General features: G+C 60.8%; 13 protein-coding genes. 8 read left to right on the forward strand and 5 right to left on the reverse strand.

The window, feature by feature from the left end; translation table 11 throughout:
* Positions 1–9: 9 nt before the first annotated feature.
* Positions 10–1416, reverse strand: a complete 1407-nt coding sequence (locus tag CVS30_RS01670; protein ID WP_110483578.1) for a dihydrolipoyl dehydrogenase family protein — start codon at positions 1414–1416, stop codon at positions 10–12.
* Between the two features lie 23 nt (positions 1417–1439).
* Positions 1440–2432 carry an EamA family transporter RarD gene (gene rarD, locus CVS30_RS01675; RefSeq protein WP_110483579.1) on the reverse strand — a complete coding sequence of 331 codons (993 nt, stop codon included), beginning with the start codon at positions 2430–2432 and terminating at the stop codon, positions 1440–1442.
* A 173-nt stretch (positions 2433–2605) separates the two neighbouring features.
* On the opposite strand from rarD, the gene CVS30_RS01680 reads away from it, so the two are divergent.
* The 3 genes from CVS30_RS01680 to CVS30_RS01690 all read left to right on the forward strand — a co-directional run bounded on the left by CVS30_RS01680 (position 2606) and on the right by CVS30_RS01690 (position 6559).
* On the forward strand, positions 2606–4054 hold the full coding sequence (locus tag CVS30_RS01680) for an FAD-dependent oxidoreductase (protein ID WP_110483580.1): 1449 nt from the start codon (positions 2606–2608) through the stop codon (positions 4052–4054).
* 164 nt (positions 4055–4218) lie between these two features.
* Positions 4219–5727 (forward strand): amino acid permease, encoded by a 1509-nt coding sequence (locus tag CVS30_RS01685; protein WP_110483581.1) that lies wholly within the window; start codon positions 4219–4221, stop codon positions 5725–5727.
* 31 nt (positions 5728–5758) lie between these two features.
* Positions 5759–6559 carry an oxygenase MpaB family protein gene (locus CVS30_RS01690; RefSeq protein ID WP_245934380.1) on the forward strand — a complete coding sequence of 267 codons (801 nt, stop codon included), beginning with the start codon at positions 5759–5761 and terminating at the stop codon, positions 6557–6559.
* A gap of 5 nt (positions 6560–6564) precedes the next feature.
* Here the strand turns inward: CVS30_RS01690 and CVS30_RS01695 are convergent, their stop codons facing one another.
* The gene (locus tag CVS30_RS01695) at positions 6565–7200 is read right to left on the reverse strand and encodes a DUF2461 domain-containing protein (RefSeq protein ID WP_110483582.1); all 636 of its coding nucleotides are present in this window, start codon (positions 7198–7200) and stop codon (positions 6565–6567) included.
* A 147-nt stretch (positions 7201–7347) separates the two neighbouring features.
* Between CVS30_RS01695 and CVS30_RS01700 the strand changes: the two genes are divergently transcribed.
* Positions 7348–7815, forward strand: a complete 468-nt coding sequence (locus CVS30_RS01700) for a Fur family transcriptional regulator (RefSeq protein WP_181419653.1) — start codon at positions 7348–7350, stop codon at positions 7813–7815.
* A gap of 2 nt (positions 7816–7817) precedes the next feature.
* On the forward strand, positions 7818–9284 hold the full coding sequence (locus tag CVS30_RS01705; RefSeq protein WP_110483583.1) for a catalase: 1467 nt from the start codon (positions 7818–7820) through the stop codon (positions 9282–9284).
* A gap of 81 nt (positions 9285–9365) precedes the next feature.
* On the opposite strand, the gene CVS30_RS01710 is transcribed toward CVS30_RS01705, so the two are convergent.
* Positions 9366–9752: an ankyrin repeat domain-containing protein gene (locus tag CVS30_RS01710; protein WP_110483584.1), complete on the reverse strand. Its 387-nt coding sequence runs from the start codon at positions 9750–9752 to the stop codon at positions 9366–9368.
* A gap of 54 nt (positions 9753–9806) precedes the next feature.
* On the opposite strand from CVS30_RS01710, the gene CVS30_RS01715 reads away from it, so the two are divergent.
* Entirely contained in the window at positions 9807–11087 is a 1281-nt protein-coding gene (locus CVS30_RS01715) for an MFS transporter (RefSeq protein WP_110483731.1), read from the forward strand.
* 69 nt (positions 11088–11156) lie between these two features.
* Positions 11157–12026: a zinc metalloprotease HtpX gene (htpX, locus tag CVS30_RS01720; protein WP_110483585.1), complete on the forward strand. Its 870-nt coding sequence runs from the start codon at positions 11157–11159 to the stop codon at positions 12024–12026.
* Here the strand turns inward: htpX and CVS30_RS01725 are convergent, their stop codons facing one another.
* Positions 12027–13151 (reverse strand): aminotransferase class V-fold PLP-dependent enzyme, encoded by a 1125-nt coding sequence (locus CVS30_RS01725; protein WP_110483586.1) that lies wholly within the window; start codon positions 13149–13151, stop codon positions 12027–12029. It lies immediately after the preceding gene.
* A gap of 122 nt (positions 13152–13273) precedes the next feature.
* On the opposite strand from CVS30_RS01725, the gene CVS30_RS01730 reads away from it, so the two are divergent.
* Positions 13274–13903, forward strand: a complete 630-nt coding sequence (locus CVS30_RS01730) for a histidine phosphatase family protein (RefSeq protein ID WP_110483587.1) — start codon at positions 13274–13276, stop codon at positions 13901–13903.
* Positions 13904–13912 lie beyond the last annotated feature (9 nt).

Consider the following 13912-nt stretch of genomic DNA (forward strand, 5'->3'; position numbering starts at 1 on the left):
GGAGAGCTACTACTTCTCCAGAGAGGCGTCGCTGAACAAGAGCTGCAGCCCCTCTGCCATGGTGGGGTGGGAGATCACGGCATCGCGCAGGCGCTGGTAAGGCAGCTGGCCCAGCATAGCCATCTGCACCACGGCGATCACCTCACTGGCGTCATGGCCCAGCAGGCTGACACCGAGGATTTGATCGGTGGTGCGGTCAACTACGGCTTTCCAGAGGCCGTCCAGATGGCCCACCGTGCGGGCTCGGGGAATCGCTGTCACAGGCATGCTTGCCACCCTGATGTCGTGGCCGGCGGCACGGGCCTGCGACTCGGACAGGCCCACGCGACCCAGCTCTGGTGTGGTGAAAACACTATAAGGAATGAGCCGATCGAGGGTGCTGTGCAGCGAGTCTTCTGAGGCGGCCGTAAGATTCTCCTTCAGAATGCGGTAGTCATTCCAGGAGGCATGGGTGAACTGCGGGGTTCCTGCCACGTCTCCGGCAGCCCACACACCCGGGGCCGTGGTCCGCAGGAATTCATCCACCTGGATGAGTCCCTTGTCTGTAAGTTCGACGCTGGCCATCTCAAGTCCCAGCCGGGCCGTGACGGGTTCGCGGCCCAGAGCCACCAGGATTTCTGCTGCTTCTTCGCTGGTGCCATCGGAGAGCGAAACCGTGACCGTGCCATTGGCGCGGGAGACCGATTCGGCCGCGACACCCAACCGCACGTTGACGCCGTCGGCCTCTAGAGCGCTGGCAACAGCCGCAGAAACATCAGCGTCTTCACGGGGGAGCAGAGCTTCCCCGCGCTGGATGATCGTGACGGCGACGCCCATGATGGCCAACAGGGAAGCGAATTCGCAGCCGATATATCCACCGCCCAAAATGAGGATGCTCTCGGGAAGTTCGGCCAAGGCCAGGATGCTGGTGCTGGTCAGGGGTGCAGCCGCGCGCAGGCCGGGAAGATCTGGAACGGATGGCACCATCCCGGTGTTGACCACCACGTTGGTGCCGGACAGTGTGCGGGGCGTGCCGGCGTCGTCCGTCACAGTAACGGTGCGCGGGCCGGTGAAGTGGGCCTCGCCAATCACCAAATCCATGCCGGAGGCCAGAAAGGATTTACGCTGGCCGGCCACCATGGTGCCCACCACATCCTCTTTGCGGTTGCGCAGCAACTCAATGTTGATGGCGGGGGAGGCGGTGGGGTCGCCCGGTATGCTGATGCCGAATTCTGCAGCCCGACGGGTGAGCGCCAGGAGTCGGGCACTGTTGACGAGTGTTTTGGTGGGGATGCAGGCAACATTGATGCAGGTGCCGCCAATCATGCCCCGTTCCACCATGGCGACGCGTTGGCCGGCTGCCGCCAGATCCATCGCTAAGGACTTTCCTGCCTTGCCGCCTCCGATGACCAGGAGGTCAAAGTTTTCCGTTGTCAACAGTGTTCCTTTCGTAGCATTGCTCAGGAGCCTACAGGGGCCAGGCTTCGCAGTCGGGATGCCTTGCGATAGTGCACGAGCATGTCCGTCATGAGGATGATCAGTGCTACCCAGACGATCGAGAAGCCGATCCACCGTTCAAGGCTCATGTGTTCACCGAGCAGGGTGATGGCAATGATGAACTGCACCACCGGAGTCATGAACTGCAGTAAGCCAATGCCCGTCATGGACAGGCGGCTGGCCGAGGCGCCGAAGAACAGCAGCGGCACGGCGGTCACAATGCCGGCGGATGCCATGAGCCAGAAGTGGCCCGCACCCAGCGCCAACAAGGTGGCCTGACCCATCAGGGTCACCGCGATCATGGCGGCGATGGCAAAGGGCGTCAGCACGGCGGTCTCGATGCTCAGGCTCGTGATGGCGTCGACCTTGCCGCCCACGCGATTCTTGACGAATCCGTAGATCCCGAAGCTGGCCGCCAACACCAAGGCGATCCACGGTAGCTTGCCGTAGCTAAACGTCAGTACCACGACGGCCACGAACCCGATCCCCACGGCCAGCCACTGTAGAGGGCGGAGTTTCTCCTTCAAGACAATGACGCCGATCAAGACGGAAACCAACGGGTTGATGAAGTAGCCCAAAGACGCCTCGATCGTGTTGCCGGTGGTGACGGCAAAGACGTAGGTCAGCCAGTTGATGACGATCAAGAATCCGGCGATGGACAAGGTGCCCATGATGCGCCGGTTCTTGAGCGCCGCAGCCATCTTTCCCCACCCACGGGTTGCCGTAATGATCAGGGCACAGAAGATCAGCGACCAGATGACTCGGTTGGCCACGATTTCGATGCTGTTCGCCGGCAGGAGCAACAAGAAATACAGCGGCATCATGCCCCACAGGCCATAGGCGCCAACTCCGAAGAGCACACCCGTCGCGGCTTCTGACTTGGCAGCTTTGACCGCTTTTTGTGGGGTGGTGGGGAGGGGATTGCTCTGAGCTTGGCTGGAAGTCACAGTCCCCATAACAACACCTAGGCGGAATATAGTCCAAGTCCACCTGAACTTGAGTGGACCTAAGCCTGGGCTACAGCGGTCGAAGGCCTAAAATACGAGCACGCTGACGGCCTCCCGCGGGCCAATAAGTCGGGGCACAGAGGGCGGAATTGCGGCTCTGGTGTGCAAGAGTTGATCCATTGATGTTGCATCACCGTTTCGGAAGGACTTCTCTCTTGGCTACTTTGAGCGCTCCTCGCCCGTTCCGCGTCGCCATTATTGGTTCGGGACCGGCAGGTATTTATGCTGCGGACATTTTGACTAAGTCGCAGGAGGTTGCTGAGGGCGAAGTTCAGGTCAGCATTGACCTTTTTGAATCGCTACCAGCGCCCTACGGCCTCATTCGTTACGGTGTTGCCCCCGATCATCCTCGGATCAAGGGCATCATGAATGCCCTCCATAAGGTCTTGGACCGGGGAGACATCCGCTTCTTTGGCAATGTTAGTTATGGTCGCGACGTGACGTTGGCCGAGCTGAGGTCGTTTTACGACGCCATTATCTTTGCCACAGGCGCCACCAAGGATGCCGCGCTGAATATCCCCGGCATTGAGCTGGAAGGGTCGTTCGGCGGCGCCGATTTCGTCTCCTGGTATGACGGCCACCCTGATGTTCCCCGAGATTGGCCGCTGAGCGCCAAAGACATTGCTGTCATTGGCAACGGCAATGTCGCCTTGGACGTGGCACGGGTGTTGTCCAAGCATGCTGACGAGCTCCTGAGCACCGAGATCCCTGAGAACGTGTACACAGCGCTGAAGGACTCGGCCGTCACGGATGTGCACGTCTTTGGTCGCCGCGGGCCAGCCCAGGTGAAATTCACGCCTCTTGAACTGCGAGAACTTTCCCATTCCCGCGACGTCGACATTGTCCTGTACGAGGAGGATTTCGACTTCGATGAGGCCTCGGATCTTGCCATCAAGAGCAACAACCAGGTCAAAATCATGGTCAATACGCTGACTAACTGGCTCGTGGAGCAGGACGATGAGGCAGATCATGAACCCGCCTCCCGCCGCCTGCATCTGCATTTCCTCCATACCCCGGTGGAGATTACGGGCACCGACGGCCACGTGTCCGGGATTCGGTTTGAGCGCAATGAGCTCGATGGAACAGGCAATGTGCGTGGCACGGGGGAGTTCATCGACTATCCCGTGCAGGCGGTGTACCGGGCGGTGGGGTATCTCGGCTCGGAGCTGCCCGAGCTCGCCTTTGACTCTCGCCGCGGGGTGATCCCCAACGACGGCGGACGAGTCTTAGATGGCGACGGCCAGCAGGTGCCGGGATTGTATGCGACGGGGTGGATCAAGCGCGGACCGGTGGGACTGATCGGTCATACCAAGGGTGATGCCCTGGAAACCATTGGTTGCCTCCTCGAAGATCGGAGCAGCCTTCCCATCGCCGAGCGGCCGGGCGAAAACGAAATTGTGGACCTGCTGACCTCACGCGGTGTTGAGTTCACCAGCTGGGAAGGATGGAACAAGCTAGATGCCCATGAAAAGCATCTGGGAGAAAGTTATGTACCGGCCCCCGGCGTGGACGTAGTTCGTGAGCGCATCAAAGTTGTCGGCCGCGATGAAATGGTAAATATCTCCAGATGATCAGGAGCAAACCACTGCGGTGAATCACGCTCCAAACGGTTCTGTGACGGAAAATTACAAGACTGTCGTCTCAACATGCGAGATCAAATCTTTAAAATACAATAATTCTGATAGCGCTAGCTATTGTTGGTGGGTTCAAAAAACCTGAGGATTAAGCGATTTCCATGAACCTATTCAGAACCAAATCCATCGAGAGTTCCCTAGCTGACGCTCAAGAACCAGGTCGTGGTCTTAAACGATCTTTGACGACGTGGGATCTGATGATCATGGGCGTCGCGGTTGCCGTCGGCGCCGGGATCTTCTCGGTCGGCGCCAATGCTGCTGCCAACCATTCCGGACCTGCCGTGTCCATTTCCTTTATTCTGGCCGCGATAACGTGTGCTCTGGCGATCATGTGTTATGCAGAATTTGCCACAGCCATCCCCGTCGCGGGCAGCGCTTACGTCTTCACGTATGCCACCGTGGGTGAACTCTTGGCGTGGATCATTGGCTGGAATCTGATTCTGGAATTGCTCATGGCCGGATCTGTCATCGCGAAATATTGGGGCATCTACCTCAGTAACTTCTTCGAAGCCGTGAATATACCTGTTCCGTCCAGCTTCGAGGTTGGGCCCATCACCGTTTTCTGGGGCCCGCTGGTTGTCGTGGCAGTCTTCACCTTCGTGTTGGTCATGGGTACGAAGCTCGCGGCGCGCATCAACAACGTCTTCACGCTGATCAAGATCGGCATCGTACTCTTCGTCATTGTTGTTGGCTTCTTCTACGTCAAGGCAGAGAACTACACCCCGTTCGTTCCCCCGTCTCAGCCGGCACCTGCCACGGAGTCCTCGTGGCAGCTGCAGCCCTTCCTGTCCTTGATGACAGGTGCCGAGCCGTCCATGTATGGATTCGCCGGAATCATCTCGGGCGCCGCACTGGTCTTCTTCGCGTTTATTGGTTTCGATGTGGTCGCCACAAGCGCCGAGGAAGTCAAAAACCCGGCAAAGACCTTACCTCGCGGCATCTTTGCCGGTCTGGCCGTTGTCACCGTGCTGTACATCCTCGTGACCTTGGCGGTGACGGGCATGGTCTCCTACTCTGATCTGGCCAAGGCCGAAGATCCCTCGCTCTCGACCGCCTTCTCGTTGGTGGGCGCAGACTGGGCCGTCGTCATCATTTCCTTGGGATCCCTGATTGGTTTGACCACAGTGATCATGGTTCTGCTCATGGGTTTGGCCCGTGTCATGATGGCCATGAGTCGCGATGGCTTGCTCCCGCGTGGACTGAGCAAGACCTCAGAAAAGCACGCAACGCCTGCTCGCACCCAGATTCTCAGCGGTGTCCTTGTTGGTCTCCTGGCTGGCTTCACCCCGGTGGAAGTACTCAGCGAGATGATCAACATTGGAACCTTGAGCGCCTTTGTCATGGTGAGCATTGGCATCCTGGTGCTGCGCCGTAAGCGGCCCGACCTCAAGCCGGCCTTCCGCGTTCCCTTCGGCCCGGTGATCCCCATTGCTTCGGCACTGTTGTGCATCTACTTGATGCTGAACCTAGCCACACTGACCTGGGTATTCTTCGCCATCTGGATGGCTGTCGGCCTAGCGTTTTACTTCAGCTACGGACACTGGAACTCACGCCTACGCAGGGAAGAAGCCGCCGGTCTGGCAACCTCGGTGCCCAGCAACCTGACGTAGGGGCAAGTGGTTCCCGCGTACGCTGGGAGTCATGAAGCATGAACACAATGGTGACGCCAAGGCATCGATGACCTTGGCTGATGTGGCCCCGGAAGCAGTCCTGTTGGCAGGTGCGGGCAGGGCAATCTTGTTGCAACTGGCCAACCCGCCCGTGGGTTATGGGGTTGCGGAGCATTCGAGCTTTTCGGTGGATCCCTTGCGGCGCCTGCACGGAACGTTGAGCTATATCTATGCCCTGAGCAATGGAACGCCGGCACAGCGAAAGAGCATTCGCCGCTATGTTCAGAATGCCCATCGTCCGGTGAAGTCCAGCGGATCCGCCACAACCCCGGCCTATAGCGCCGCAGATCCACAGCAGCAACTGTGGGTTGCGGCAACTCTGTACGATTCGGCCGCGCAAAGCTACGAACGAGTCTTTCCGGCTTTGTCGGATGCTGACGCGGAGTCGATTTATCAAAGCTATGCCATTCTTGGCACAGCCCTTGGCATGCCTGCCGCACTCTGGCCCGCCTCACGAGCGGACTTCGCCAGCTACTGGAGCTCACAACTTGCCCACCTGACGGTAGATGAAACCGTCAAGGGGGTGGCCGCGGAGCTATTGACCGCCAAAAATGCGCCCCTGTGGGTCAAGATTCTCATGCCACTGGCTCGCTTCCTGACGGCAGGGCTATTGCCGCCTGCGGTACGCGATCTCTACGGCTTTCCGTGGACTCCCCGCAAGGAGCGAATATTGAACATCCTCTTCGGCATCGTCTCGGTGCTTGTTCGCATCACCCCTTTCAAGATCCGCAGCGCCCCTATGCGTTACTACCTGCGTCGTATCCCCGAATAGCGGCGTCACGGAGCCGCATAGCGAGTAATCCACCCGATGAGCGGACGCAGCTGTTCCCAGTAGTTGGCGATACGTTCCTGAGCGGCCCTTGTTGAGAGCCACTCAGGACGCCCCAAAGTCAGGGAAGCGCTCAGTGTCTTGTATTTGAGCAGTTCCTGCCGCGGGTGGTCCTTGGGGAATCCGCGCGGAACCGTTTTGAGTTTTTGTCCCTCAATCGTGAACCCGGCAGCAAGCAACTCGGCAAGAATAGCCTCGACGGCCTTACCGCTTCCGGAAGCGTCGACGGCTGCCCGGAAGCGCGACAGCTGAGCCGGGGCGGTGGAGTGAAAGCCGCCGCCCAGAAGTAGCCCGTCTGCGCTGACTTGCAGATAAAAGCCCACTCCCTCGAAGGTAGAGACAAACATGCCCTGCGCGGTCTTATATGGCTCCGCTGCGGAAGATAATCGCATATCCCGGTAGGGCCGGAAGAGCTTCCCGGGTCCAAAATGAGGTTCCAGTCCGCTCAGGAGAGCCGTCAGCGGTAGCCGCACAGCGCCGTCGTACTCGTCTTTATGCTCCAGCCACCACTGGCGATTGTTGTTGGCCTCGAGGCGTTCGTAAAAGTCCAAGGCCGCCACGGGAATGCCGTCGAAAGTGTCCATGTCTCTGATGCTAGGGGCAGTCGCGAGGGGCCACCAGAGTTCAGCGGCGAACTGTGGGGAGTACCCCTAGGCAGAGGTGCTGGGGAGGAGTGAAAAGAAGTGGACAGCTAACTGGACTAAGTCCAGAAAAGCTGTAATTATGGTCGTATGGTTAACGAACAAAAACTCGAGGACATGTTGCGGGCAGTGTCACTGCGTGTCACGCGCCCTCGTGTTGCTGTTCTTGACGCAGTGATGTCGGCGCCGCATGCCGACGCCGACACCATCATTGGGACCGTTCGTTCCGAGTTGGGCAGCGTGTCTAAACAAGCTGTCTATGACGTACTCGCGGCCCTCGTTGCGGCCGGGCTGGTGCGGCGGATAGAACCGCAGGGCTCTCCGGCACGCTTTGAAACACGCGTGGGAGACAACCACCATCATGTGGTGTGCCGGCACTGTGGAGACATTGCAGACGTAGACTGCGCCCTAGGTGAAGCTCCCTGTTTGCATGCCTCGAACAGCCACGGTTTCAGCATTGATGAGGCCGAGGTTATCTACTGGGGTACCTGTCCTGACTGCGCTGCCAAAAGACTTCTCACTGAACAAGATTCGACTATCACTAGGAGCGATAAGTAAAGATGACTATCGAAAACACCGCGCCGCTGACAACAGCTGCAGGCGCACCGGTCGCCAACAACCAGGACAGCCTCACGGCAGGTCCCCGCGGACCGATGCTGCTGCAGGACGTATGGTTCCTGGAGAAGCTGGCCCACTTTAGCCGCGAAGTAATCCCCGAGCGTCGTATGCACGCCAAGGGCTCCGGCGCCTTCGGTACCTTCACGGTCACCAACGACATCACCAAGTACACCAAGGCAGACATCTTCTCCGAGGTGGGCAAGCAGACCGAGCTCTTCACCCGCTTCTCCACGGTGGCCGGCGAACGCGGCGCTGCCGACGCCGAGCGCGACATCCGCGGCTTCTCCGTGAAGTTCTACACCAACGAAGGTAACTGGGACCTGGTCGGTAACAACACCCCCGTATTCTTCTTCCGTGACGGCTTGAAGTTCCCCGACCTGAACCGCGCCGTCAAGCGCGATCCGCGCACCAACCTGCGCAGCGCCGAGAACAACTGGGACTTCTGGACCAACCTCCCCGAGTCCCTGCACCAGGTCACCATTGTCATGTCTGACCGTGGCATCCCCGACGGCTACCGTCACATGCACGGCTTCGGCTCGCACACCTTCTCCCTCATCAACGCAGCGGGCGAGCGTTTCTGGGTCAAGTTCCACCACGTGACCCAGCAGGGCATCAAGAACCTGACGGACGAAGAAGCCGGCGCAGTCGTTGCCGCTGACCGCGAGTCCAGCCAGCGCGATCTCTTCGACGCGATCGAGAACGGTGACTTCCCGAAGTGGAAGCTCATGGTTCAGGTCATGCCCGAGGCCGACGCCGAGACGTACAAGTACCACCCGTTTGACCTCACCAAGGTCTGGTCCAAGAAGGACTACCCGCTCATCGAGGTTGGCGAGTGGGAACTGAACCGCAACGCCGAGAACTACTTCGCCGACGTTGAGCAGTCTGCCTTCTCACCGGCCAATGTGGTCCCCGGCATCAGCTTCTCCCCGGACCGCATGCTGCAGGCTCGCCTGTTCTCCTACGGCGATGCTGCCCGTTACCGTCTCGGTGTGAACCACCACCAGATCCCGGTGAACGCGCCCAAGAACGCCGTCAACACCTACCACCGCGATGGCCAGGGCCGTGTTGATGGCAACCAGGGCCGCACCCCCGGCATCGAGCCGAACTCCTACGGCCGCTGGCCGGAGCAGCCGGCCTACGCCGATCCGGCACAGGCTATCGGCGCTGTCGCGGACCGTTTCAATTACCGCGAAGATGATGCCAACTACTTTGAGCAGCCTGGCATCTTGTTCCGCGAGAAGATGAACGACGCACAGCGCCAGGTGCTCTTCGAGAACACCGCCCGCGCCATCGATGGAGCCTCCCAGGCCACCATCGAGCGTCACATCTACAACTGCACCCAGGCCGATCCGGCGTACGGCGCAGGTGTGCGTGCGGCCATTGAGGCTCACCAGGCGTCCAAGGCTTAGTCCTTAGAGTCCACTGACGACTGCGGCACGTGCCTTTCGCTTTTCGCGAGAGGCACGTGCCGCCGTCGTTCTTGTTAAAAGTTATCCGAGCAGGTGCTCGCGGCCAAACATGGCGGCAGCGGCGCGGGCGGAGGGAGTTCCGGCGTCGAGGTCGGCTCCGGCGGCCACGAGGAGCAGGGAGACCTCATCCTCGCCCTTGAACAAGGCGCCGGCGAGGGGCGACTGATCGCGCTCGTTGCGGATGTTGACGTTGGCGCCCCGGCCAATCAGCCAGGACACCGTCTCGGCTTGGCCCTTGTAGGCGGCGAGCATCAACAGGATGTTCCCTGTGGCGTCCTGGACGTCGATGTCCAGGCCGTGGTCGAGGAATTCGGCGAGCTCGGAGGTCTTGCCGTCGCGTGCCAGATCCATGGCGAGGGCGACGACCTTGGCGGTCTGTTCTGCGGAGAGGGAAGAATCGTGGGTCATCTCTCCACAGTAGGCGAAAGCGCCCGCTGATTCCTCCGCGACTAGGCTGTGTACGTGCCAAAAATCCTTGCAGACATCACCCCGTTGAAAGAGAGCCCCGCATTTCGGCGGCTCTGGCTGGGCAACGGCCTCTCCTCGATCGGCACCCAGCTGACGGTTGTCGCGGTCAGCCTGGAGGTGTATCAACTCACGGGATCCACCCTGTCCGTCGGCATGCTGGGCTTGTTTGCCCTGGTTCCGCTGGTGATCGCCGGGCTGTATGGCGGTGCGATCGCGGACGCCCATGACCGTCGCACGGTGGCACTGGCCTCCTCCTCGGTGCTGTGGCTCGTGACGATTTGTATCGCGTTGCAGGCGTGGCTGGGGCTTGCCAATGCTGGGCTGTTGTACGGCCTGATCGCCGTGCAATCGGCGGCGGCCGGCGTCAACGGTTCGGCTCGTAGTGCCATTGTGCCGAGGCTGGTCAGGCCGGAACTGCTCCCGTCGGCGAATGCGCTGAGCATGATCGTCATGGGTCTGGGCACCACGATCGGGCCGCTGCTGGCCGGCATCCTCGTCTCCACGATTGGCTACGGCTGGACGTACACGGTCGACGTGCTCACGTTCACGGCCTCGCTCTGGGCCTTGTTCAAACTCCCGCCACTTCCGCCCTTGCCTCGTGCCGGTGGGGTGCAGCGCGCCGGATTCGCCTCGGTCCTGGAGGGCTTCGCCTTTCTCGGCAGCCGCAAAAATGTCCGCATGACCTTCCTGACGGATATGTGCGCCATGGTCTTTGCCCTGCCACGCGCCTTGCTTCCGGCCATCGGCGCGGTCTGGTTGGGCGGCGGGGAGCAAACCGCTGGCATTCTCCTCGCCTCGATCGCGGCCGGTTCCTTCCTCGGCGCCTTGTTCTCCGGCCCGCTCGGCGGCGTCCGACGCCAGGGCCTCGCCGTGGTTTGGTCGATCACGCTGTGGGGTGCGGCCATTGTTGCGCTGGGCGGTTCTGTTTTGGCTGCTGGTCAGACGTCCGACGGCGGGACCTCACCTTGGATTGTTGGTGCGGTTGCCGCTTTAGTCGTGGCAGGCGTTGCGGACACCATCAGCTCCGTGTTCCGATCCACCATCTTGCAATCGGCAACGCCTGACCATCTGCGGGGTCGCTTGCAGGGCATCTTTGTTGTGGTCGTGACAGGCGGGCCGCGGTTGGGAGATGTGTTTTCCGGATCCGTGGGCCAGTGGCGGGGGGAGGGATGGGCCGCCGTGATCGGAGGACTGCTCTGTATTGTGGCCGTCTGGTCCCTGGCCTTCTGGCAGCGCGGATTCCTGCGCTATGACGGACGCCACCCGAAACCCTGAGTGGGAACAACCCTGCTCACCCCGCACGTTATAGAGCTAAGCAGTTACATAGATAGAGGAGATGCGCCAGTGCGCAGGAATTTCAATGGTTTGAAGACGGCAGCTCTCTTCGGAGTGCTGTGGGCCGTGTTGCTGGGACTCGGCGGCATCATCTCCGCGGGGACGCGAAGCGCCGCACCGCTCTGGATCTTTGCCTTGATTGGTGTGGGAACCACTGCCTACGGGTACTGGAATAGCGGCAAGATCGCGATTCAATCCATGCAGGCCTATCCCGTCAGTGAGACGCAGGCGCCCGTTATTTATCGGATCGTTCGGGAGCTCTCGGCGAAGGCCAATCAGCCCATGCCGGCCATTTACGTTTCGCCGACGCAGGCCCCTAACGCGTTCGCCACGGGACGCAATCCAGCGAACGCGGCCGTTTGTTGCACCGAGGGAATCCTGCGCATCCTCGATGAGCGCGAACTCCGCGGTGTCTTGGGCCATGAACTCATGCACGTCTACAACCGCGATATCTTGACCTCCTCCGTGGCGGCCGCCGTTGCTGGCGTCATTACCTCCGTGGCGCAGATGCTGATGTTCTTTGGGGGAGGTGAGCGCCGCAACGCCAACCCCTTGGCCATGATCGCCATGGCGCTCCTGGCACCTCTTGCCGCGTCCCTCATTCAGCTCGCCATCAGCCGCACCCGCGAATACGACGCCGACGAGGACGGTGCGCACCTGACGGACGATCCGCTCGCCCTGGCCTCGGCACTGCGCAAACTCGAACGCGGCGTTCAGCTGGCGCCCCTGCCGGAAGAACAAAAACTCGTCAATACCAGCCACCTCATGATCGCCAACCCCTTCAAGGGCGGTGGGGCAAAGCGGCTCTTTGCCACGCACCCGCCCATGGCCGATCGCATTGCGCGTCTGGAGAAGATGGCCGGCCGGCCGCTGCTCTAACTAGGCGAAGCTCGCAAGCAACAAGGCGACGTGCGAGAGGGATTCCAGATCGCTCGTGGCATGGGGAGAGAACCTGATGCGATGAGGTCCGTGGAGAGTTGCCGAAATCCCAGCCATGGCTAGCGTGGCATGGGCCTGCGCCGCATTTCCCTCGGGGAAACCGGCCACGACGATGCCCGCGCGTCGCTCATCCTCCCGTGGTGAAAGAACCGGAACGCCGGCGTCCTCCAGCTTTTGCGCCAGGACAGAGGTGAGAGTCGCAATGCGGGCCGCGATGGCACCCACCCCGGCCTCCTCGATGAGCTCAAGAGCCGTGGCAAAGGAACCCGCAGCGAAGGGCGAAAGGTTTGAAACGTTGAACTTGGCGGCGTCGCTACGCTGTGCATGGGCCACGCCGTCGTACAGGGACGGCTGTTCCACACCTGTCCAGCCACCCAATGTTGGTGCGATTCGTTCCAACCCGGCGGCCGACAACGCCAACGCGCCCGAACCCCACCCGCCACGGACCCACTTTTGACTCCCTGTCACGACGGCGTCGGCAACACTCCAGTCCTGGTCGATGATGCCGAACCCTTGAATGCCATCGACCAACAGCAGACGCTCGGACCCGATGACCTCACGGATCCCCGCCAAATCTGCCCGGTACCCGGTCTGGAAATCTACTGCGCTCACGGCGACCGCCGTGACCTCGGCACTGAGATGTTGCGCCACAAGATCGGGCGTCACCCGCGCAAGGCTCTCACCCATGAGTGCTACCTCATTCACGCCTGCCTGCTGCGCTCGCAGCCAGGGATAGGTGTTGGCGGGGAATTCTCCCGCGCTGACGAGGACCTTGCCGCGCATCCCAAATGCGAGCTGGAACAGCCCATAGGAGGTGGCCGGGATGAGCGTGATGTGCTCCTGCTCGAATCCGGTCAGCCGGGAGAGAGCCGCCCGTGCCCGAACGTCCTCAGTGTGCAGCCGATCGCTGACACCCACCGCGCCTTCGGCAGCGTCCGTCATCAGCTCCGTGGTGCAGCGCACCACGGCCTGAGATGGGGGACCGAAACTGGCGAAATTCAAGTAGCCGGACTGTTCACTAAAGGCGGCGAGATAGTGTGCGGGGAGTTCGGTAGCGCGGTGCATGAGGGTCCTGACGTACGGGGGAGGTCGATCCGGTTGCACAAAAGGCTAGCCCATGAGCTGGCGATCCCTTGATTCATTCCGGCATGACCCACGAGCCCGGCTGCGTGGTAGAGAATGGAAGTATGCGACTCATCTTGATCAGACACGGGCAAACACCAAACAATGTGCGCAGTCTTCTCGACACCGCCATTCCCGGCCCAGGGCTCACCGCCGCTGGTTTGGAACAGGCTGCGGCCGTTCCCTCGGCGCTGTTCGGTCAAGCGATCGATGCGTTGTACATCTCGAATTTGACCCGCACGGCCCTGACGGCGGCGCCCCTCGCGGCGGACCGCGCCCTCGAACCCATTCTCCGAGACGGACTGCGCGAGATCAGCGCCGGCAGCCTTGAGATGATGGGAGATAGGGACTCCATTGCCGCGTACCTGTTCGCCGTCAAGTCATGGATCGGCGGTGACTTATCGGTCCGGATGCCCGGCGCCGACACGGGCTATGAGGTGTTGGAACGCTTTGACGCGGTTATCGCAGAAGCCTCGAGCGCGGAAAACGTCGCCATGGTCAGTCACGGAGCCATGATCCGTTTCTGGGCTGGCTACCGCGGGATCAATATCGACTGGTCGGATACTAGATATCATGACCTTTCCAACACCGGCATCGTGACCCTCACGGGTGAGCCCACGGGCAGCATGGCACCGGGTGGTTGGCATATTGAGTCCTGGCAAGGCGCACCTGCCAGCGAGATGCAAGTCCATTAAGAACCACCA

Source organism: Arthrobacter psychrolactophilus (assembly GCF_003219795.1).
Taxonomy (GTDB): domain Bacteria; phylum Actinomycetota; class Actinomycetes; order Actinomycetales; family Micrococcaceae; genus Specibacter; species Specibacter psychrolactophilus.

Coding starts and splice junctions, on each gene's coding strand:
- CVS30_RS01695 (WP_110483582.1), bottom strand. CDS start 7,200: ATGGACACTTTCGACGGCATTCCCGTGGCGGCCTTGGACTTTTACGAA.
- CVS30_RS01730 (WP_110483587.1), top strand. CDS start 13,274: ATGCGACTCATCTTGATCAGACACGGGCAAACACCAAACAATGTGCGC.
- CVS30_RS01710 (WP_110483584.1), bottom strand. CDS start 9,752: ATGACCCACGATTCTTCCCTCTCCGCAGAACAGACCGCCAAGGTCGTC.
- CVS30_RS01700 (WP_181419653.1), top strand. CDS start 7,348: ATGGTTAACGAACAAAAACTCGAGGACATGTTGCGGGCAGTGTCACTG.
- CVS30_RS01705 (WP_110483583.1), top strand. CDS start 7,818: ATGACTATCGAAAACACCGCGCCGCTGACAACAGCTGCAGGCGCACCG.
- CVS30_RS01685 (WP_110483581.1), top strand. CDS start 4,219: ATGAACCTATTCAGAACCAAATCCATCGAGAGTTCCCTAGCTGACGCT.
- CVS30_RS01680 (WP_110483580.1), top strand. CDS start 2,606: ATGTTGCATCACCGTTTCGGAAGGACTTCTCTCTTGGCTACTTTGAGC.
- rarD (WP_110483579.1), bottom strand. CDS start 2,432: ATGGGGACTGTGACTTCCAGCCAAGCTCAGAGCAATCCCCTCCCCACC.
- CVS30_RS01725 (WP_110483586.1), bottom strand. CDS start 13,151: ATGCACCGCGCTACCGAACTCCCCGCACACTATCTCGCCGCCTTTAGT.
- CVS30_RS01690 (WP_245934380.1), top strand. CDS start 5,759: ATGAAGCATGAACACAATGGTGACGCCAAGGCATCGATGACCTTGGCT.